A 20608-nucleotide genomic window follows, 5' to 3' on the forward strand; every position below is an offset into this window, starting at 1 on the left:
TGCTCCTCCGTCGGTCCGGCCCCCGGGTTCGCCGGAAGCCAGTGCGGCTCACCTGCGGCCCGGCGGTCGCACAAGGGTGGGTGCGGCCCGGTCGGGAACAGGCGTGACAGGTGCCCCGGCGAGCGCCCTGCGAACAGCACGTTACCCAGTGCCCCACATTTCTGTGAAACCCCTCCTGACCTGCGTTTTTACTCGGATTTCCAAGTAAATCGGCAAAGTGTGGAAGTTTTACTGGTCACAGCCTCGCAGGGGGCCGGAACAACGGCACGTTATCCCGGCCACCCCGGGCACGGGAAGAGCTGGTGTGTGACACTGAGCGCGTGCGCGAAGACGGAAAAATCCGGGTATTCCTCCTCGACGACCACGAGGTCGTCCGCCGGGGGGTGCACGATCTGCTCGCGGGCGAGGCCGACATCGAGGTGGTGGGCGAGGCCGGCACGGCGGCCGACGCGCTGGCCCGGATCCCGGCCACCCGTCCGGACGTGGCGGTGCTCGACGTCCGGCTGCCGGACGGCAGCGGCGTCGAGGTGTGCCGCGAGATCCGCTCCCGGGACGAGTCCGTCCGCTGCCTCATGCTGACCTCCTTCGCCGACGACGAGGCCCTCTTCGACGCGATCATGGCGGGCGCCTCGGGCTACGTCCTCAAGGACATCCGGGGCGCCGAGCTGCTGAGTGCCGTACGGGAGGTGGCCGAGGGGAAGTCCCTGCTCGATCCGGCGGCCACCACGCGCGTTCTGGAACGGCTGCGGGACGGCGGCACGCGGTCCGACGACCGGCTCGCCCGGCTGACCGAGCAGGAGCGGCGCATCCTCGACCTGATCGGCGAGGGACTGACCAACCGCGCGATCGGCGAGCGGCTGCACCTGGCCGAGAAAACGATCAAGAATTACGTGTCGAGTCTGCTGGCCAAACTCGGTATGCAGCGGCGCTCGCAGGCGGCCGCCTTCGTGGCACGGCTGCAGGCCGGGAACCGCTGAGGAACGAGGAGCGGGCCGGGAGCGGGCTCACTTATTCGGGACTTACGTCCCCTCATGCCGGGGCGGGCGACTCTGTCTCCGTCGCCTTCCGCTCCCGCACAGTGAGGCCATGCCCTCCGACGAACAGCTCGCCGTCGGCCTGCTCGGCCGCACCGCCTACGGCCGGGCGGCCACCAGCATGCGCGCCCTGCCCTTCCTCGCCTTCGCGCGGCACATCGTGGCCGACGGCCGGGTGCTGCTGCGCATGCCCAGGAGCTGCGGGTACCACCAGGTGTGCGCCGGGAGCGTCCTCGCGTACGGCGCGGACAACCTGGGCTCCGCCCGGCCCGGGGAGCGCCTGTGGACCGTGCAGGTCGTCGGCCGGTGCGAGGCCCACGTACCGAGCGCCGACGAGATCGAGCGGTTCGGCCCCGTGCCGCGCCAGGTGGACGGCGAGCCGTTCGAGCCGGTCTACCTGCGGATCGAGCCGCGGTTCGGCACCGTGCACTTCACGGACGGCCCCGCCGGCCCGCTGTGACGTCCGGAAACGACGTCCGGAAGCAGCGGCCGGAAACGTGACGCGCGCGTGGACCCGTTTCCGGGTCACACGCGCGCGTGCGAAGCACGATTCGGGTCAGCCCACGACGCCGCCCGTCGGCTCACCACCGCCCGGCGGGGTCTCACCACCGCCCGTCGGCTCACCACCGCCCGGCGGAGTCTCACCACCGCCCGTCGGCTCACCACCGTCCGTCGGCTCTCCCCCATCCGGCGGCGTGGACGGTTCCGTCTCGCCGTCGGTCGGCTCGTTGGACGGCTGCTCGTCCGTCGCGGTCTCCGACGGCGTGTACGACGGCGTGTAGGGCCGCTCCCAGTCCCCGCCGCCCGTGCCTCCGCCACCGTTGCCCTGCTCCGTGCCCGGGTCGGTGGTCTCCTGCGTCGTCTCGTCGCTGGGCGAGGGGCTGGGCGACGCGTCGTCCGTGCTCTGCGAGGTGGTCGGCGACGGGCTGGTCGTCGGGCCGCCACCGCCCTTCTCACCGTCGCCGCCGTTCATGGCCAGCGCGACGCCCGCGGCGATGGCGATCACCGCGAGAACGGCCAGGATCCACAGCTTGCCGCGCCCGCTGCCCTTGTTGCCGTTGCCCTCGAAACCGCCGTCGTCGCCGTAGCCCCCGCCGTACCCGTTCGGCAGGATCGGCTGGGGAATCTGCGCGGTGCCCGAGCCGTGGTCCGGGTGCGGCAGCACCGTGGTGCCCCCGAGGCCGGCCGCGGGAGTGTGCCGGCCGTCGTGCGCGGCGACCGGGCCGGTGTTCCAGGTGCCGGTGTGGCCGCCCTGCTCGTACAGCATCTGCAGCCCGTACTGGACCAGCCCGCGCATCTCCTCGGCGGTCTGGAAACGGTCGTCGGGCTCCTTGGCCAGCGAGCGCATCACCAGGCCGTCGAGCTCCGGCGGGGTGGCGTCGGAGACCTCGGACGGCGGCGTCGGGATGTCCTGTACGTGCTGGTAGACCACCGACAGCGGGGTCTCGCCGGTGAACGGCGGGCGCAGCGCGAGGAGTTCGTAGAGCAGGCAGCCCGTCGCGTACAGGTCGGAGCGGTGGTCGACGGCCTTGCCGAGCGCCTGCTCCGGGGAGAGGTACTGCGGGGTGCCCATGACCATGCCGGTCTGCGTCATCGTCGACTGGGCGCCGTGCAGGGCGCGGGCGATGCCGAAGTCCATCACCTTCACCGCGCCGTTGTCCGTGATGATGACGTTGGCGGGCTTGATGTCGCGGTGGACGATGCCGTGCTGGTGGGAGTAGGCGAGGGCCTCCAGGACACCGGAGACGATGATCAGCGCCTGCTCGGGGCCGGGCGCCTCGGCGTTGAGGAGGAGGTCGCGGATGGTGCGGCCCTCGACGATCTCCATCACGATGTACGGCACGGACTGGCCGCCGACGAAGTCCTCGCCCGAGTCGTACACGGCCACGATGGCGTGGTGGTTGAGGCCGGCCACCGACTGCGCCTCACGCGTGAAGCGCGCCTTGGAGACCGGGTCCTCGGCGAGGTCGGCGCGCAGCAGCTTGACCGCCACGGTGCGTCCCAGGCGGACGTCCTCGGCGGCGAACACCTCGGCCATGCCGCCCCGCCCGAGCCTGCGGGTCAGCCGGTACCGGCCGTCGCCGACCAAGCCTCCGTTGCCCCAGACCTCCGGCGCGTCAGACATACCGCCGCCAGTCGCCTCGGGGTCGGACGGGCCCTGGGCGCGCTGCTGCTGTGCCATCAGTCCTCGCCGTCGTTTCTGCCCGCGGTGCGCGCGGTGTTGTCACGGTCTCCGTCGGCCACGCTACAGCCTCCGCGCCGGCCTCCGGTCCGAGATGAGCGCCGGGACCGGCATCGAGACGGGACCGGTCATGAAACCCTGGTTCCGTACTGTCGTGCAAATTCCGTGAACCGGCGGTACGCCCGCTGTAACGCTTCCGCGACGCTTCCTTCGCGTACGGTCACGGAACGGGCACCACGCTTGACGTGTCAGTGCCCTGGGGCAGACTTGGCCGGGAATAGCACTTTCGATCACGATCACAGACGCGAGCGTGCGTGCCGCCGCCACCGGCGTCGCGGCGCCTACGGGGGACAAAAAGACATGAGCCAGGACGCCGGACAGGGCCGGTACGCGGGGCGGGCGCTCGCCGGCGGCCGCTACCAGCTGCGCGACTTGCTCGGCGAGGGCGGCATGGCCTCCGTGCACCTGGCGTACGACTCGGTGCTGGACCGCCAGGTCGCGGTCAAGACTCTGCACACCGAGCTGGGCCGGGAGCAGGCCTTCCGTGAGCGCTTCCGCCGCGAGGCCCAGGCAGTGGCCAAACTCACGCACACCAACATCGTCTCGGTCTTCGACACCGGCGAGGACGATGTCGGCGGCGTGACGACGCCGTACATCGTCATGGAGTACGTGGAGGGCCGGCCGCTCGGCTCCGTGCTCGACGACGACGTCCGGCAGCAGGGCGCGATGCCCGCCGACAAGGCGCTGAAGATCACCGCGGACGTGCTGGCCGCCCTGGAGATCAGCCACGAGATGGGCCTGGTCCACCGGGACATCAAGCCGGGCAACGTGATGATGACCAAGCGTGGCGTGGTCAAGGTGATGGACTTCGGCATCGCCCGCGCCATGCAGTCCGGCGTGACCTCGATGACGCAGACCGGCATGGTCGTCGGCACCCCGCAGTACCTCTCGCCGGAACAGGCCCTCGGCCGCGGTGTGGACGCCCGCTCCGACCTGTACTCGGTCGGCATCATGCTGTTCCAACTGGTCACCGGACGCCTGCCGTTCGAGGCGGACTCGCCGCTGGCCATCGCGTACGCGCACGTGCAGGAGGAGCCGGTGGCTCCCTCCTCCGTCAACCGCGCCCTGCCGCCGGCCGTGGATGCGCTCGTGGCCCGCGCGCTGAAGAAGAACCCGAACGAGCGTTTCCCCAGCTCCGAGGCGATGCGGGACGAGTGCCTGCGCGTGGCGGCCTCCTTCCGGCCGGCCCCGCCGAGCATCGTGCCCGGCGCGCACACGTCGAGCGGCGCGGGCGTCGGCTCAGCGGTGTTCCCGCCGGTCGACCAGAGCACACCGGCGCCGACGGGCCCCGTCCAGACGCCGTACCAGCCGACGCCGAACCAGGGCCCGAACCCCTACGGCACCCCGGCCCCCGCCGCGCACTCGCCCGCGTACGGATACCCGCAGCAGGGCGCCTACCAGACTCCGGCCCCGTCGCCGTACGCCCCGCAGCAGCCGCAGTACCAGGGCGCGTCCACACCGCCGCCGTACCACCTGTCGCCCGGCACCACGGGGTCCGGCTCACCGGGCGGCGGCAAGAGCAACAAGATGGTGGTCATCGGCTCGATCGTGGTCTCCGTCCTGGTCGTCGGCGGCCTGATCGGCGCGCTGGCGATGAACAACGGCGATGACGATCCCAAGGGCGGGGAGAGCACCGCCAGTGCCTCGGCGTCGGACTCGAAGGTCGCGGGCTACCGCGGACCGGACAAGACGAAGACGATCGAGAAGGACAAGTGCACGGAGCCGACGGAGTCGTACAACGACCCCGACAAGATCCAGGTGCCGGACTTCACGTTCAAGTACATCGGCTCGGTCAAGGAGTGCTTCCAGGCCGCCGGCTGGTCGATGGAGGTCGTGGAGGTCGACGAGAACACGTACGGCGAAGGCTCGATCCGGGACCAGTTCCCGACGGCCGGCACGGACGTCGACCCGGAGAACATGCCGAAGATCCAGCTCAAGGTCTCGACGGGCAACCCACCGTCGGCCTGATCCCCCTCACGTACGACGCATGACGTCGGGCCCGGCAGCAGGTGCTGCCGGGCCCAACGTGCTGTCGGTGGGTGGTCACCCCTGGGTGGGGGCCTACAGGTAGGGACCGCCGGAGCGGCCGCCCAGGTGGGGCGGCTCCTCGTCGTCCGGGCCGGCACCCGGCGGGAGCGCGCGGCGCATCTGCTCCAGCTGGGCCCGCGCGGCCATCTGCTGGGCGAACAGCGTGGTCTGGATGCCGTGGAACAGGCCCTCCAGCCAGCCGACCAGCTGGGCCTGCGCGATCCGCAGTTCGGCGTCGGTCGGGGTGACGTCGTCCGTGAAGGGCAGGGAGAGCCGCTCCAGCTCCTCGACCAGCTCCGGGGCCAGGCCGTCCTCCAACTCCTTCACCGAGCTGGAGTGGATCTCCTTGAGCCGGGCCCGGCTCGCCTCGTCCAGGGGCGCGACGCGTACCTCCTCCAGCAGCTGCTTGATCATGCTGCCGATCCGCATGACCTTGGCGGGCTGTTCCACCTGTTCGGTCACCGGGGTCTCCCGGGAGTCGTCGTCTCCGCCGCCGGTGAGCGCCATTCCGTCCTGGCCGACGACCAGGATCTGGGGGTTCTCCGGCGACCTGTCGTTCCTCGGCATCTCCATGCGGCCATTCTCTCGTACGCCTGCGCCCCGACAGGGCGGTGCCCCCGAGAAACATGATCCAGCACGTTCGGCCGAGTCCGGAATGCCGGTATGACGGTCAGGTGTGAGGCTTGTTCCGTCGATTTCCGCGACTGGTTACCACCGGGAGGGGGTCACGGCCGTGACTCCATGGCTGCGCACACTGCGAGCGACGGGACTGGTGGGGGTTCTGGGGGTGGGCGCGCTGCTGTCGCCGTGCGGGGTGGCGGTGGCGCACAGCACCGGGCCCGCGATGTCGCGGGCCGCCACGAGCCCATCCTCTTCCGCACCGGTGCCCGCTCCGGTGCACAGGGTGTTCGCCGACCCGGGCGGCTTCGGCGGCCGCGACGGGCGGGGCGGTCACGAGCGCCCCCGGCTCGAGGACGGTCACGACGGCCCCGGCATCCCCGACAGCCCGGATGCCGGCCCGGCCGCCCCGACGGCCACCAAGGAACCCGGCCCGGCGGGCAGCCCGCCGCGCGACTCCGCGACGCCCTCCCCACCCTCCCCCTCCGCTTCTTCCTCTTCCGTCTCCTCCACTGCCTCGGCTTCGGCGTCCGGCGCCCCGGAGGCCGACCCGGAGCCCTCCCGGGCCGGGAGCCGGCCCGGCGAGGGGCGGCAGCGGCCCGGGCGGCCCGAGGAACGGAAGCCCGCGGAGGGAGGCACAGAAGAGAACGCCGGTCACAGGACGGGCCGTGACGGCGGTGAGGACACCCTCCGCGATCCGGACGCCGCCGTGTCGTCCGAGAAGGCCGCCCTGGTGCCCTCTCCCTCCCTGTCCCGCGCCCAGCCGCAGGCCGCCGGCACGCACGCCGAGGACGCCACCGGGCCCGTACTGCGGGTCCTGCCCCTGGGCAGCGGGCTGGTCCTGATCGGTCTCGGCCTGGCGCTGGCCTTCGTAGGCCTCCGCCTGCGAAGGGGCTGACACACCTCCGCTACGAGGTGACCAGCAGCACCTTGCCGATGTGCCCGCTCTCCTCCACGACCCGGTGGGCGGCGCCGGCATCGCTCATCGGGAGTTCGCGGTCGACGACCGGACGGATGTGGCCCGCGGCGAGCAGCGGCCAGACGTGCTCGCGCACCGCCGCCACGATGGCCGCCTTCTCCGTCGACGGGCGGGCACGCAGCGACGTCGCGCTGACGGCCGCGCGCTTGGCCAGAAGCCTGCCGATGTCCAGCTCGCCCTTCCGGCCGCCCTGCATGCCGATGATCGCGAGCCGGCCGTTGACGGCGAGGGCCTGGACGTTGCGGTCCAGGTACTTGGCGCCCATGTTGTCGAGGATGACGTCGGCGCCCGCGCCGCCCGTCGCTTCCTTCACCTCGGCGACGAAGTCCTGCTCGCGGTAGTTGATCAGGATGTCGGCGCCCAGTTCGGCGCAGCGCTCCAGCTTCTCCTTGGTGCCCGCCGTCACGGCGACCTTCGCTCCGACGGCCTTGGCGAGCTGGATCGCCATGGTGCCGATGCCGCTGGAACCGCCGTGCACGAGCAGCGTCTCGCCGGGGCGCAGGTGGGCGACCATGAAGACGTTCGACCAGACGGTGCAGACCACCTCGGGCAGTGCCGCCGCCCGCTTGACGTCGATGCCGTCCGGAAGCGGCAGCAGCTGACCGGCCGGAACGGTGACCTTCTCGGCGTAACCGCCGCCTCCGAGCAGCGCGCACACCTCGTCGCCGACGGACCAGCCGGACACGCCCGGACCGAGTTCGGCGACGCGCCCCGAGCACTCCAGGCCGGGGTAGGGGGAGGCGCCGGGCGGGGGATCGTAGAAGCCCTGGCGCTGCATGATGTCGGCGCGGTTGACGGCGCTGGCCGTCACCTCGACCAGGACCTCGCCCTCGCCGGGCACCGGGTCGGGGACCTCGGCCCAGACCAGCGCCTCGGGGCCTCCGGGTTCGGGAATCGTGATCGCATGCATGAAGGCGACGCTACTCCTCCACCCCTGGTCGGGCCCCTCCACCCGGGTCGCCGGTCGTAACTCCCTCCGCCTCCCGGGCGGACCGTCCTCCGTCCCCGGTCCGGGGGTACTCCGTCCCGGGCCATGAGGTACTCCGTCCCCGGTCCTGAGGTCTCCGTCCCCGGTCCTGGGGTACTCCGTCTTTTGGACCGTCCGCCGGAAAACCCTGTGCGCGACCGATGAGTTTGCGCGACGGTAAAGGTCTTCCCATGCGTAGCCCAAGAACGCGGAAGGACCACCGATGAGCACGCACACGTCCGGACTCGCGATCGAGACCGCGGGGCTGGTGAAGACGTTCGGCGAGACACGGGCCGTGGACGGGGTGGACCTCGCGGTGCCCGCCGGCACGGTCTACGGCGTCCTCGGCCCGAACGGCGCCGGCAAGACCACCACGGTGAAGATGCTCGCCACCCTGCTTCGGCCGGACGGCGGCCAGGCCCACGTCTTCGGCCACGACGTCGTACATGAGGCGGACGAGGTACGCGGCCGGGTGAGCCTCACCGGGCAGTACGCGTCCGTGGACGAGGACCTCACCGGCACCGAGAACCTGATACTGCTGGGCCGCCTCCTGGGCCACGGCAAGACGGCCGCGCGGGAGCGGGGGGACCAGTTGCTGGCGGCGTTCGGACTGACGGACGCGGCGGCGAAGCAGGTCAAGCACTACTCCGGCGGAATGCGCCGGCGCATCGACATCGCCGCCTCCATCCTCAACACCCCCGATCTGCTCTTCCTCGACGAGCCGACGACCGGCCTCGACCCACGCAGCCGCAACCAGGTGTGGGACATCGTGCGCGCGGTCGTCGCCCAGGGCACGACCGTGCTGCTGACCACGCAGTACCTGGACGAGGCCGACCAGCTGGCGTCCCGGATCGCGGTGATCGACAAGGGCAGGGTGATCGCCGAGGGCACCAAGGGCGAGCTGAAGGCGTCCGTCGGCGCCGGCTCCGTCCATCTGCGGCTGCGCGACGCCGACCAGCGGCCGGAGGCCGAGCGGGTGCTGCGGGACCTGCTGGTCGCCGAGGTCCAGCTGGAGCCCGACCCGGTGGCGCTGACCGCCCGCCTGGGGGCCGCGGCCGACGACACCGCCGCCGACCAGGCCGCCAAGGCACTCGGCGAGCTGGCCCGGGCCGGCGTCGTCGTCGACAACTTCTCCCTGGGACAGCCCAGCCTAGACGAGGTCTTCCTGGCGCTGACCGGGCACGACACCGGCCAGAGCACCGGCGACGACACCGGCCCCGACGCGAAGGACGAGGTGGCGGCATGAGCACGGCCACGAGTACCGAGGGCAAGGAACTCTCCCCGGTCAGCACCGAGTCGCTGGCGGCCCTGCTGGTCGCCAAGGAACGCCCGCCGCGGCCCAGCGCCCTGTCCGCGTCCCTGACGTTCGGATGGCGCGCGATCCTCAAGATCAAGCACGTGCCGGAACAGCTCTTCGACGTCACCGCCTTCCCAATCATGAACCTGCTGATGTTCACGTACCTCTTCGGCGGTGCGCTGGCGGGTTCACCGAGCGACTACATCCAGTTCGTGCTGCCCGGCATCCTCGTGATGTCGGTCGTGATGATCACGATGTACACCGGGGTGTCGGTGAACGTCGACATCGAGAAGGGCGTCTTCGACCGCTTCCGTACGCTGCCGATCTGGCGGCCCTCCGCGATGGTCGGCTATCTGCTCGGCGACGCGTTGCGCTACACCATCGCGTCCGTCGTGATGCTCGCCGTGGGGCTCCTGCTCGGATACCGGCCGGACGGCGGCTTCGGCGGTGTGATCGCCGGGATCGCACTGCTGCTGGTGTTCTCGTTCGCCTTCTCGTGGATCTGGACGATGTTCGGGCTGATGCTGCGCACCGAGAAGTCGGTCATGAGCATCAGCATGATGGTGATCTTCCCGCTCACCTTCCTGTCCAACGTCTTCGTCGACCCGAAGACGATGCCGGGCTGGCTGCAGGTGTTCGTCAACAACAGCCCGATCACCCACCTGGCGTCCGCGGTGCGCGGGCTGATGGCGGGCGACTGGCCCGGCGCCGAGATCGGCTGGACGCTGGGCTGGGCGGGCCTGTTCCTCCTGGTCTTCGGCCCGGTCACGATGCGCCTCTACAACCGCAAGTAGCACGCGACCAGGCACGAATTCTTCGCACGTACGGGGCCCGCGACCCCGTCAGTCGCGGGGCAGCGGGCGGGCGTCGGGGGCCACGTGGGTGGCCGGCGTCGCCCGTACGATCGTGATCAGGCGGTCCGCCAGTTCCAGCCCGCCGACGGCCGGATCGTCGTAGCCGAGCACCCGGTGCCCGCGCAGGACACTCACCACCAGGTCGTCCGTCTCACGCGGGTTCTTGCCCACCTCGGCCTTTATGACCGGCCGCTCCACGAGGTCGAGCCCGCTGCCCTGGCTGATGAGGTCCTCCATGACCATGCCGGCGGCGGGGCTGAGCACGGAGAGCCCGAGGAGACGGCCCGCGGCGCTGGCGCTGGTGATGACGGCGTCGGCGCCGGACTGCTTCAGCAGCGGCGCGTTCTCCTCCTCGCGGACCGCGACCACGATCTTCGCGCCGCGGTTGAGCTGCCGGGCCGTCAGCGTCACCAGTACGGCCGTGTCGTCGCGCTGGGTGGCGATGATGATCTGCTTCGCCCGGTACACCTCGGCACGGTTCAGCACATCGCTGCGCGTCGCGTCACCGATCACACCCGCGTAGCCGTGGGCCGTCGCGGCCTCGATGGCCTTCCCGCTCGGGTCGACCACGACGACCTGCTCCTTGCGCAGCCCGGTCGCGCAGACGGTCTGGATCGCCGACCGTCCCTTGGTACCGAAACCGACGACGACGGTGTGATCGCGCAAGGTGGACCTCCAGCGGTTCAGGCGCCACTCCTCCCGAGTGCGCTCGGTGAGGGCTTCCAGCGTGGTGCCGACCAGGATGATCAGGAACAGCACGCGCAGGGGCGTGATGACGAAGATGTTGGTCAGCCGGGCGGCGTCGCTGACGGGTGTGATGTCGCCGTACCCGGTGGTGGAGAGGGTGACGGTGGCGTAGTAGAAGGCGTCGAGGAGATCGACGGCGCCGTCGGAGTTGTCGGTGTAGCCGTCGTGGTCGGCAAACACGATGACGGCGGTCACCAAGAGGACCAGAAGGGCCGTGGAGAGCCGTTTGCCGACCTGGCGGATCGGATGCTCCACCAGCTTCCTCGGGAGTTTCACCCGATGGGTCACGAGATGCTCGTCCGCCTGACGGGCGATCGCGTCCTGGCCCGGAAGTTTCACGTGAAACACACTCCGATCCCGTCGGCGGCCCAGGGCAGGTCGAGCAGTTCGGCCTCCTGTCCCGACCGCGCACCGCCCGGGGGTACGACGGCCAGGGCGTCGGCGGCCGCGATGCCGCGCAGCATGGCGGGGCCGTTGTAGCGCAGCGGCACGGCACCGTCGCCGCGCAGGACGACGGGGACGAGCCGGGTGTCGTACGGGTGCCCGTGCACCGCGTCCCGCAGTGGCAGCGCGTACGGCTCGGGCGCCGGGCGGGCGGCGAGGGTGCGCAGCAGCGGCTCGGCGAGCGTGAGCAGGCCGGAGACGGCGGCGAGGGGGTTGCCGGGGAGACCGACGAGGTGCCGGTCGTCCTTGAGGCGGGCAAGCAGCATGGGGTGACCGGGGCGTACCTTGACGCCGTCCACGAGGAGTTCGGCGTCGATCCGGCGCAGGACCGGGTGGACGTGGTCGACGGGACCCGCGGCGGTGCCGCCGGTCGTGACGATCAGGTCGGCGGCAGAGGTCGTGATGGCGCGGTGCAGGGCCTTGGCGTCGTCGCCGATCCGGCGGACCGCGCGGACCTCGGCGCCCAGGGCCCGCAGCCAGGGCGGCAGCATCGGGCCGAGCGCGTCCCGGATGAGGCCGTCGTGCGGGAGGCCCTCGGTGAGCAGTTCGTCGCCGAGGACGAGCACGTCGACGCGGGGGCGGGGGACCGCGGTGAGGGTGTCGTATCCGGCGGCTGCCGCCAGGCCCAGTACGGCCGGGGTCGCCAGGGTGCCGACGGGCAACAGCTGGTCGCCGCTGCGGCACTCCTGGCCGCGCGGGCGGATGTCCTGGCCGTGCACGACCCCACGGGTCGCCTGCAGCCGGTCCTTGCCGTCGGTGCGGCCGTGCTCCGTGCGCAGCACGACGGTGGCACCCACGGGGATGCGGGCGCCGGTGGCGATCCGGACGGCTTCGCCGTCGGTGAGGGGAGCGGGTTCCGCGTGTCCGGCCAGAACGCCCTTGTCACGCACCGTCCAGGGGCCCGGCCCGGCGACGGCCCAGCCGTCCATCGCGGAGGTGTCGAAGGGGGGCAGGTCGGTGAGTGCGGTGAGGGGCGCGGCGAGGGCGAGGCCGAGGGCCGCGTCGAGGGGCACGGAGACCGGGGCGCGGCGGTCGGCACGGGCGGCGGTGCGGGCGGCGCGCTCGGCGGTCGCCCGGGCTTCGGGCCAGGGGGTCGCGCGGTGGTGGGACTCGGACGGCCCGTGGGGCGCGCCGCGCTGACCGTGACGGTCGGGTCGTCCGTGGCTGTCCTGGGGTCCGTGACGGTCGTGGTGCGACTGGCCGTCCTGGTTCCCGTGGCGGTCGTGGTGCGACTGGCTGTCGGACCGGCCATGGCTGTGGGGGTGTTCGGCCTGCGTGGGTGGCACCGCGTGGTCGTGGTCGCCGTGGGGAGGGCCGGGGGCCTCGTTCACGAGGGCGAGCGCCTCCTCGACGTCGAGGTCGTCCGCTTCCTCGTCGGCCCGTGTGCCGGGGGAGGTCATCACGCGTCCGGGCGGGTGTCGGGGGTGGCGTCGGGAGCCACGTCGGGTTTGCCCGCCGCGGGGGCCGGCCCGGAGTCGGCGGCCTCCTGAGCCCAGCGCTGGGCGAGGGCCGTGGCCTTGCGGGCGGCCTCGGCGACTGCCTCGCGGCCTCCCCCGGCCCGTCCGGCCGCGTAGCCGACGAGGAAGGTGGTCAGCGGGGCCGCCGGCCTGGCCACCCCGTGGGCGGCGTCCCGGGCGAGGTCGAGCAGGACGCCGGTGTCGACGTCGAGGTCGATGCCCAACTCATCCTTGGCTGCGGTAATCCATTCATCCAACACGTGACCATGCTCCCTGATGCGTGCCCTTGCGGTGGCGATGTCGTCCCAGGTGTCGCAGTCGAAGGACGCGACGGCGTCGGGGACGCGGATGAGGCGGAGGGCGCCGGTCAGGCGGCGCAGGGGCAGCCCGGTGAGGTCTGCCCGGCCACCCCGCTCTCCCCGGTCCCCGGTGAGCGCGGCCAACTCGCGGCGCAGCGCGGGGGCGCGGTAGGCGGCGACGAGGGGCTGGTCGCGGCCGTCGGTGTCGGTGAGCAGCACGCCGTCGGCATCGCTCGCGGCGAGGACCGACACAAGTCGTCCGACGGTGGACCCGGCGAGGAACGGCAGGTCGGCGGAGACCACCACGACGTGCTCTTCCGTGGTGAGCCCGAGGCCTGCGGCGAGGGCGGCGAGCGGTCCGCCGCCGGGCGGGTCCTCCCGGGCCCAGGTCACCGGGCGTGCGGTGGGCCGGTGGTCGGCGACGACCACGGTGGTCCGCGCTCCGACGCAGGCGGCGAGCACCCGGTCCAGCAGCGCGCGCCCGCCCACGCGGAGACCGGGTTTGTCCGCGCCGCCGAGCCGCCGGGCGCCCCCGCCCGCGAGCACGACGGCGTCGTACCCGGCAGGGTCCGGCCCCGGCGCGGGGTCGGCGGCGGTCCCGGGGCCGGCGGCGGGGCCGGGTCCGTCGGCTGGGCCGGTGCCGGGGCCGGGGGGCTCGTACGCGGTCACCCCCCGAGTATGCGTCCCGGCGCGATCACAGGGAACGCGGGGGAGGCCACGCGATCAGAGTGTGCGCACCGGCGCCGGGGTCGGCACTGACGTCAACCCTGCCGTCGGCGTCGACGACGCGGCTGACGGCGCCTGTGACAGAGGCGGCTGACGACGCCTCTGTCACAGCGTGCGCAGCAGCACCGCCGGCTGTTCCACGCAGTCCGCGACGTACCGCAGGAAGCCGCCCGCCGTGCCGCCGTCGCACACACGGTGATCGAAGGTGAGCGACAGCTGCACGACCTGACGCACCGCCAACTCCCCCTCGTGCACCCAGGGCTTGGGGACGATGCGGCCGACGCCGAGCATGGCCGCTTCGGGGTGGTTGAGGATCGGCGTGGAACCGTCCACGCCGAACACGCCGTAGTTGTTCAGCGTGAAGGTGCCGCCGGTCACTTCACCGGGCGTCAGCCGGCCGGCCCGGGCCGCCTCCGTCAGCCTGGCGAACTCCGCGGTGAGCGCCTCGGCGTCCCGCGCGTGTGCGTCCCGGACCACCGGCACGACCAGCCCCCGGTCCGTCTGGGCGGCGAAGCCGAGGTGGACCTGGTCGAGCTGGACGACTTCCCGGGCCTCCGTGTCGACGGTGGAATTCAGCTCGGGGAAGCGGGCCAGAGCGGCCGTACAGATCCGGGCCAGCAGAGCGACAAGGGAGATCTTCGGGCCACCGGCGGCGTTCATCGCGGTGCGCGCCCGCATCAGCTCGGTCGCGTCGGCGTCCACCCAGCAGGTCGCGTCGGGAATCTCGCGGCGGCTGCGGGAGAGCTTGTCGGCGACGGCGCCGCGGACGCCCTTGAGAGGGGTGCGGATGCCGCCGGACCGGGTCGCCGGCGCCGCGGCTTCCGGTGCCCGGCCGCTCGCTGCCGACTGCGGCCCACCCTCCGGAGCCGTCGTACGGCCGCCCTGGGTGGCGGCGGCACGCAACGCGTACTCCACGTCCGCGCGCAGGATCAGCCCCTCCGGGCCGGAGCCGGTCAGCTCGCGCAGGTCCAGGTCGTTGTGCCGGGCGAGCCTGCGGACCAGCGGGGAGATGACGGGGACCGGGCCGTCCACCGCGCCGTCCACCGGGTCGGCGGCACGGACCTGGCCGTTCGCCCGCCCGGACGGCGCCGTGGCGGACGCCGACGGCACCGGCCGCACCCTGCGCCGCCGCGCGGGTGCCTCGGAGGTGCCGTACCCGACCAGGACGTTTCCCGAGCCCTCGGCCTTCACCTGCCGCGCCCCGGCCCCCTCGGCCCCGGCACTCTCGGCTGGGGCACTCTCGGCTGGGGCCTGATCGATCCGGGCGCCCTCGGCCCGGGCCTTGCCAGCCTGCGGCTCCCCGGTGTCCTCGCCGGGCGGCTCACCGACCGCCTCGCCGCCGCTGCCCGGCCCCCCGGCCGGGCGGTCTCCGGCGGTCTCGCCCACCGCCACCGTCAGCAGCGGCGCCCCGACGGGCAGCTCCGTGCCCTCCTCGCCGAAGCGGGCGGTGACCACACCGCCGTAGGGGCAGGGCACCTCCACCATCGCCTTGGCCGTCTCGACCTCGACGACCGGCTGGTCCACGGCGACGACGTCGCCGACCTCGACCATCCAGCGCACGATCTCCGCCTCGGTGAGCCCCTCACCGAGGTCGGGGAGCTTGAACTCCAGGCCGTGCCCATCAGAAGCGTGTGCCATCAGCTTTCGGCCTCCCACTGCAGGCGCCCCACGGCGTCCAGGATCCGGTCCACACCGGGCAGGTGGTGGCGCTCCAGCATCGGTGGCGGATACGGGATGTCGAACCCGGCCACACGCAGCACCGGCGCCTCCAGGTGGTGGAAGCAGCGCTCCGTGACCCGGGCCGCGATCTCCCCGCCCGGGCCCCCGAAGGAACCCGACTCGTGGACGACGACCGCGCGTCCCGTCCGCCGCACCGAAGCGCACACCGTCTCGTCGTCGAACGGCACCAGGGAGCGCAGATCGACGACTTCGAGGTCCCAGCCCTCGGCCCGGGCCGCTTCGGCCGCCTCCATGCAGGCGACCAGCGACGGCCCGTACGTGATGAGTGTGGCGCTCCGGCCCGAGCGCCGCACCACCGCGCGGCCTGTCGGTTCAACGGGTGTGGGCTCCTCGGGGTTCCAGGAGTCCTTCGACCAGTACAGACGCTTGGGTTCGAGGAAGACCACCGGGTCGTCGGAGGCGATGGACTCGCGCAGCAGCCCATAGGCGTCGGCGACGGTCGCGGGCGTGACGACATGGAGCCCCGGAGTCGCCATGTAGTACGCCTCGGACGAGTCGCTGTGGTGCTCGACGCCGCCGATGCCCCCGCCGTAGGGCACGCGGATGGTGAGCGGCAGGGGCATCTTCCCTCGGGTGCGGTTGCGCATCTTGGTGACATGGCTGACGACCTGCTCGAACGCCGGGTAGGCGAAGGCGTCGAACTGCATCTCCACGACCGGGCGCAGCCCGTACATCGCCATGCCCACGGCCGTGCCCAGGATGCCCGCCTCGGCGAGCGGCGTGTCCGTGCACCGGTTGTCGCCGAACTCCTCGGCCAGTCCGTCGGTGACGCGGAAGACGCCGCCGAGGGTGCCCACGTCCTCACCCATCACGTGCACGCCCGGGTCGGCGGCCATGGCGTCGCGCAGCGCGCGCGTGAGGGCCTGCGCCATGGTGGCCGGCCTGACGGCGACGGTGGTCATCGGTGTCCCCCTTCGGACGCCTCGGTCCCGGAGCCCGTCCCGGCCCCGGCGCCCGCCTCCGCCTCGGCCGCCAGCTCCGCGCGCAGCAGGTCCCGCTGCTCGCGCAGCTGCGGCGTGGGCTCGGCGTAGACGTGGGCGAACAGGTCCATGGGGTCGAGTCCGACGTCCTGGTTCATGCGCGCGCGCAGGTCGGCGGCCATGGTCTCGGCGTCCTCGCGGGCGGCCCGGACGGCCGCCTCGTCGAGCAGGCCGCGCTCGGTCAGCTCCCGCTCCAGCAGCTCGATCGGGTCGTGCCGCCGCCAGGCCGCCACCTCGGAGTCGCCCCGGTAGCGGGTCGCGTCGTCGGCGTTGGTGTGCGCCTCGACGCGGTACGTCACCGCCTCCACCAGCGTGGGACCGCCCCCCGCGCGCGCGTGCCGTACGGCGTCGGACAGGACCTCGTGCACGGCCGCGGCGTCGTTGCCGTCGACCAGGCGGCCGGGCATCCCGTAGCCGACGGCCTTGTGGGCCAGCGACGGGGCCGCGGTCTGCTTGGCGAGCGGGACGGAGATCGCGAAGCCGTTGTTCTGCACGAAGAAGACGACCGGCACCTGCCAGACGGCGGCGAAGTTCAGCGCCTCGTGGAAGTCGCCCTCGCTGGTGCCGCCGTCGCCGACCATCGCCAGCGCGACCACGTCGTCGCCCTTGAGCCGCGCGGCGTGCGCGAGACCGACGGCGTGCGGCAGCTGGGTGGCGAGCGGCGTGGACAGCGGGGCGACCCGGTGCTCGTAGGGGTCGTAGCCGGTGTGCCAGTCACCGCGCAGCAGGGTGAGCGCTTCCACCGGGTCGACGCCGCGGGCGACGACGGCGAGCGTGTCGCGGTAGCTGGGGAAGAGCCAGTCCCGCTCCTCGAGGGCCAGCGCGGCGGCGACCTCGCAGGCCTCCTGGCCGGTGCTGGAGGGGTAGACGGCCAGCCGCCCCTGCTTGGTCAGCGCCGTGGCCTGCGCGTTGTAGCGCCGGCCGGCGACCAGCCGGGTGTACAGCGCGCGCAGCAGGCCGGGATCGGCGTGCTCGGCGGCCTTGGTGCCGAGGACGCGGTACGGCTCCGCGTCGGGCAGCAGCGGCGCGGGGTCGGTACGGGGCTGCCAGGCGGGCGGCGGTGTGGGCCGGTAAGCGCCCCGCTGCTCCATGACCGTCATGACGGCACCTCCTCGTGGGAGCGGCTCCGGGCTCGCCACGGGTGTGACGGGCCTCACCTACCGATTGTTCGGTCGTCGGCACATTTTGGCTACAGGCGGCCCCAGGCTGTGGACAAACGGTTCTCCACAGCCTGAGATGGACGCAGTACGTCCATGGTAGGGAGGCGGGGGGACATGGCATCTGAACAAATGGCCGAACGCCCGGAGGAAGCCGGCGGCCAGGAGGAGGCCGGCGCCCAACCGCCCCCGCGCCCGCTGGACGCCGTCGACCAGGACATCCTGCGCATGCTCCAGGCGGACGGCCGCGCCTCCATACGCTCGGTCGCCGAGCGGGTGCACGTCTCACGCGCCAACGCGTACGCGCGCATCAACCGACTCGTCGAGGACGGCGTCATCCGGGGCTTCGGCGCCCGTGTCGACCACGAACGCGCGGGGCACGGCACCTCGGCGTACATCACCCTGAAGATCGTCCAGAACTCCTGGCGCACGGTCCGGTCCCAGCTCCGACAGCTCCCCGGGGCCTCGCACATCGCCCTGGTGGGCGGCGACTTCGATGTCCTGCTGCTGGTGCACACCCCCGACAACCGCGCCCTGCGCGAGCTGGTGCTCACCCGCCTCCAGGCCATCCCGGAGGTGCTCAGCACGCGCACCCTGCTGGTCTTCGAGACGGAGGGCCTGGAACCGCAGAGCTGACCGCCGGTCCGGAGACCGAGCGGCCGCCCAGGACACCATCCTCGCGCGGCCCCGAGAGCCGCCCAGGACACCTTGCGCGGCCCCAAGGCCGCCCCCGGGCCGCCTCGCGCGGCCCAGGCCGTTCAGGACGCCTTGCGCAGCCCTCCGAAGACCAACCGCGCCACCGCGTCGACCACTTCGCGCTCGCCCGCGCCGCTGCGGCCGTCGGGCCCCTCGGGCCGGTACCACTCGACGATCGAGTTGATCATGCCGAAGACCAGGCGCGTCGCGAGCCGCACCTCCACGTCCGTGCGCACGTCCCCCTCGGCCGCCGCCGCCCTCAGCAGATCCGCGACCCGGTGGTCGAACTCGCGCCGCCGCTCCAGCGCCCACCGCTCGGTGCCCGTGTTGCCGCGCACCCTCAGCAGCAGTGTCACGTAGGGCAGTTCGGCCATGAGCACCTCGACCATGCGCCGCACGACGTACTCCAGCCGCTCGGCGGCGGTCCCCACGCGCGCGTGCTCCTCGTCGAGGATCCCGAACAGCTCGTCCAGGGCCCGGCTCACGGCCCGGCGCAGAAGTTCCTCCTTGCCGGTGACGTGGTGGTAGATCGACGACTTGGAGATGCCGGCCGCCTTGGAGAGGTGCTCCATGGAGGTGCCGTCGTAGCCGCGCTCGATGAAGACCTGCACGGCGACGGACAGCAGCGTCTCGGGCGTGTACGTGTCGCGCCTGGCGGTGCTCATGGGGTGTCCTCCCGCTTCACGGTGGCGCACGCGTACCGGTAGAGGGCGAGGGACGGCGCGTAGCGGCCGGACTGGTCGATGGAGTGCAGGTCGTCGAGGAGAGACCCGGCCCAGCCCCGGCCGACGCGGCGGCACCACTCGAAGGGCCCCAGCGGGTAGTTGACGCCGAGCCGCATCGCGGTGTCGACGTCCTCCTCGGTGGCCACGCCCTTGGCGACCGCCTCGACGGCCAGGTCGATGATCCGCGCCACCGTGCGCGCGACGATCATGCCGGGGACGTCCCCGATGACGCTGACCTTCTTGCCCAGCGCCTGGAACAGGCCGGTGGCCTCGGCGACGGTGCGCCGGTTTGTGTCCTGGGAGTGGGACAGGGCGACGCGCGTGGCCGTGCGGTAGTCGAGCGCCAGGTCGAAGTAGACGACGTCGCGGAACTCGACGGAGGTCTGGCCGTCGGCGAGCACGAGCTGACCGCCACCGGGCAGCACCAGCCGAGTACCTTCGTCCTCGGCCTCCTCCCGCACCTCGATGCCCGCCTCGCGGACCAACGCGACCAGCTCGGCAGCCGGTCCGAGGTCGCCCTCGACCACGACGTACGCGGGCGGGTCGGCCGGTTCGGCGGTGTGCGGCTCGGGGCGCACGGCCCCCTCACGGTAGTCGTACCAGCCCTGCCCGCTCTTGCGGCCGAGCCTGCCGGACTCGACCAGGCGGCGCTGGGCGAGCGAGGGCGTGAACCGCACGTCCTGGAAGAACGCCTCCCACACGGAGTGCGTGACGGACTCGTTGACGTCCTGCCCGATGAGGTCGGTCAGCTCGAAGGCGCCCATCCGGAAGCCGCCCGACTCGCGCAGCACGGCGTCGATGGTGGCCGGGTCGGCGCCCTGGTCCTCGTAGACGGCGAAGGCCTCGGCGTAGAAGGGGCGGGCGATGCGGTTGACGATGAAGCCGGGGGTGTCGGCGCAGGCGACCGGGGTCTTGCCCCAGGCGCGGGCCGTCTCGTACGCGCGCGTGGCCGACGTGACGTCGGTGGCGAACCCGGAGACCACCTCCACCAGCGGGAGCAGCGGCGCGGGGTTGAAGAAGTGCAGACCGACGAAGCGGCCGGGGACGCGGAGCGCGCCGCCGACGGCGGTGACGGACAGGGAGGAGGTGTTGGTGGCGAGCAGGCAGTCGTCGCCGACGACGTCCTCCAGCGCGCGGAACAGTTCCCGCTTGACGTCCAGCCGCTCCAGGACCGCCTCGACGACCAGCGCGCAGTCGGCGAGGTCGGCGAGGGTCTCGGCGGGCTTCAGCCTGGCGCGGGCCGCGTCGCGGTCGGCGCCGGTGAGCCGTTCCTTCTCGACGAGCCGGTCGAGCCGGGCGCCGATCGTGGCGGCCGCTTCCCGGGCCCGCCCGGGGACGGCGTCGTACAGCCGTACGGGATGGCCCGCGACCAGCGCCACCTGGGCGATGCCCTGGCCCATGGTGCCGGTGCCGACGACGGCCACGGGGCTGCTGAGGTCGAGTGCTGTCATGTGCGCGATCCTCCCGCACGGGGTTTTCCACAGATGCGGCGGTCCCCCTTGTCCCGACCGATCGTTCGGTTACTCTAGCCGTGTCCACCTGTTTCCGCCCAGGTTTCCCCCAGGTCGCGAACTCGACGCGGACTCCACGGAGAGTCGACGGCGGTTCGTGAGAGACG

18 protein-coding genes are annotated in these 20608 nt (G+C 72.5%); 7 read left to right on the plus strand and 11 right to left on the minus strand.

What is annotated here, in order from left to right; genetic code table 11:
* The first annotated feature begins 320 nt into the window (after positions 1–320).
* On the plus strand, positions 321–977 hold the full coding sequence (locus QC283_RS27375; protein ID WP_279564372.1) for a response regulator transcription factor: 657 nt from the start codon (positions 321–323) through the stop codon (positions 975–977).
* A gap of 109 nt (positions 978–1086) precedes the next feature.
* Positions 1087–1494 carry a pyridoxamine 5'-phosphate oxidase family protein gene (locus QC283_RS27380; protein WP_279564373.1) on the plus strand — a complete coding sequence of 136 codons (408 nt, stop codon included), beginning with the start codon at positions 1087–1089 and terminating at the stop codon, positions 1492–1494.
* 96 nt (positions 1495–1590) lie between these two features.
* On the opposite strand, the gene QC283_RS27385 is transcribed toward QC283_RS27380, so the two are convergent.
* Complete coding sequence (locus tag QC283_RS27385; protein WP_279564374.1) at positions 1591–3216, minus strand: protein kinase domain-containing protein; 1626 nt, start codon at positions 3214–3216, stop codon at positions 1591–1593.
* Positions 3217–3576: 360 nt separating this feature from the next.
* Between QC283_RS27385 and QC283_RS27390 the strand changes: the two genes are divergently transcribed.
* Entirely contained in the window at positions 3577–5244 is a 1668-nt protein-coding gene (locus tag QC283_RS27390; protein WP_279564375.1) for a Stk1 family PASTA domain-containing Ser/Thr kinase, read from the plus strand.
* Between the two features lie 93 nt (positions 5245–5337).
* Here the strand turns inward: QC283_RS27390 and QC283_RS27395 are convergent, their stop codons facing one another.
* On the minus strand, positions 5338–5877 hold the full coding sequence (locus tag QC283_RS27395; protein WP_279564376.1) for a bacterial proteasome activator family protein: 540 nt from the start codon (positions 5875–5877) through the stop codon (positions 5338–5340).
* 331 nt (positions 5878–6208) lie between these two features.
* Between QC283_RS27395 and QC283_RS27400 the strand changes: the two genes are divergently transcribed.
* Positions 6209–6820, plus strand: a complete 612-nt coding sequence (locus QC283_RS27400; protein ID WP_279564377.1) for a hypothetical protein — start codon at positions 6209–6211, stop codon at positions 6818–6820.
* A gap of 10 nt (positions 6821–6830) precedes the next feature.
* Here the strand turns inward: QC283_RS27400 and QC283_RS27405 are convergent, their stop codons facing one another.
* Entirely contained in the window at positions 6831–7811 is a 981-nt protein-coding gene (locus QC283_RS27405) for an NAD(P)H-quinone oxidoreductase (protein WP_279564378.1), read from the minus strand.
* A gap of 280 nt (positions 7812–8091) precedes the next feature.
* On the opposite strand from QC283_RS27405, the gene QC283_RS27410 reads away from it, so the two are divergent.
* The gene (locus QC283_RS27410; RefSeq protein ID WP_279564379.1) at positions 8092–9114 is read left to right on the plus strand and encodes an ATP-binding cassette domain-containing protein; all 1023 of its coding nucleotides are present in this window, start codon (positions 8092–8094) and stop codon (positions 9112–9114) included.
* A complete protein-coding gene (locus QC283_RS27415; RefSeq protein WP_279564380.1) occupies positions 9111–9959 on the plus strand; it encodes an ABC transporter permease in 849 nt (282 codons plus the stop codon). The genes QC283_RS27410 and QC283_RS27415 overlap by 4 nt, the downstream gene beginning before the upstream one ends.
* Before the next feature lie 48 nt (positions 9960–10007).
* Here the strand turns inward: QC283_RS27415 and QC283_RS27420 are convergent, their stop codons facing one another.
* The 6 genes from QC283_RS27420 to pdhA form a co-directional block, all read right to left on the minus strand.
* Entirely contained in the window at positions 10008–11105 is a 1098-nt protein-coding gene (locus tag QC283_RS27420; protein ID WP_279564381.1) for a potassium channel family protein, read from the minus strand.
* On the minus strand, positions 11102–12610 hold the full coding sequence (locus QC283_RS27425; RefSeq protein WP_279564382.1) for a molybdopterin molybdotransferase MoeA: 1509 nt from the start codon (positions 12608–12610) through the stop codon (positions 11102–11104). Before QC283_RS27425 ends, QC283_RS27420 begins: the two co-directional genes overlap by 4 nt.
* A complete protein-coding gene (locus tag QC283_RS27430) occupies positions 12610–13635 on the minus strand; it encodes an NTP transferase domain-containing protein (RefSeq protein ID WP_443032700.1) in 1026 nt (341 codons plus the stop codon). The genes QC283_RS27425 and QC283_RS27430 overlap by 1 nt, the downstream gene beginning before the upstream one ends.
* Positions 13636–13797: 162 nt before the next feature.
* Positions 13798–15330 carry a dihydrolipoamide acetyltransferase family protein gene (locus tag QC283_RS27435; RefSeq protein ID WP_279564383.1) on the minus strand — a complete coding sequence of 511 codons (1533 nt, stop codon included), beginning with the start codon at positions 15328–15330 and terminating at the stop codon, positions 13798–13800.
* Entirely contained in the window at positions 15330–16334 is a 1005-nt protein-coding gene (locus QC283_RS27440) for an alpha-ketoacid dehydrogenase subunit beta (protein WP_279564384.1), read from the minus strand. The genes QC283_RS27435 and QC283_RS27440 overlap by 1 nt, the downstream gene beginning before the upstream one ends.
* The gene (pdhA, locus tag QC283_RS27445) at positions 16331–17512 is read right to left on the minus strand and encodes a pyruvate dehydrogenase (acetyl-transferring) E1 component subunit alpha (protein WP_279564385.1); all 1182 of its coding nucleotides are present in this window, start codon (positions 17510–17512) and stop codon (positions 16331–16333) included. The genes QC283_RS27440 and pdhA overlap by 4 nt, the downstream gene beginning before the upstream one ends.
* Positions 17513–17686: 174 nt before the next feature.
* On the opposite strand from pdhA, the gene QC283_RS27450 reads away from it, so the two are divergent.
* Positions 17687–18205 carry an Lrp/AsnC family transcriptional regulator gene (locus QC283_RS27450; protein ID WP_279564386.1) on the plus strand — a complete coding sequence of 173 codons (519 nt, stop codon included), beginning with the start codon at positions 17687–17689 and terminating at the stop codon, positions 18203–18205.
* Positions 18206–18327: 122 nt separating this feature from the next.
* Here the strand turns inward: QC283_RS27450 and QC283_RS27455 are convergent, their stop codons facing one another.
* Together QC283_RS27455 and QC283_RS27460 are read right to left on the minus strand one after the other, a co-directional pair.
* Positions 18328–18930, minus strand: coding sequence for a TetR/AcrR family transcriptional regulator (locus QC283_RS27455; protein ID WP_279564387.1), 603 nt, complete (start codon positions 18928–18930; stop codon positions 18328–18330).
* Positions 18927–20441: a 3-hydroxyacyl-CoA dehydrogenase gene (locus QC283_RS27460; protein ID WP_279564388.1), complete on the minus strand. Its 1515-nt coding sequence runs from the start codon at positions 20439–20441 to the stop codon at positions 18927–18929. Before QC283_RS27460 ends, QC283_RS27455 begins: the two co-directional genes overlap by 4 nt.
* Positions 20442–20608: the final 167 nt, after the last annotated feature.

Source organism: Streptomyces sp. DH41, assembly GCF_029813785.1.
GTDB lineage: Bacteria > Actinomycetota > Actinomycetes > Streptomycetales > Streptomycetaceae > Streptomyces.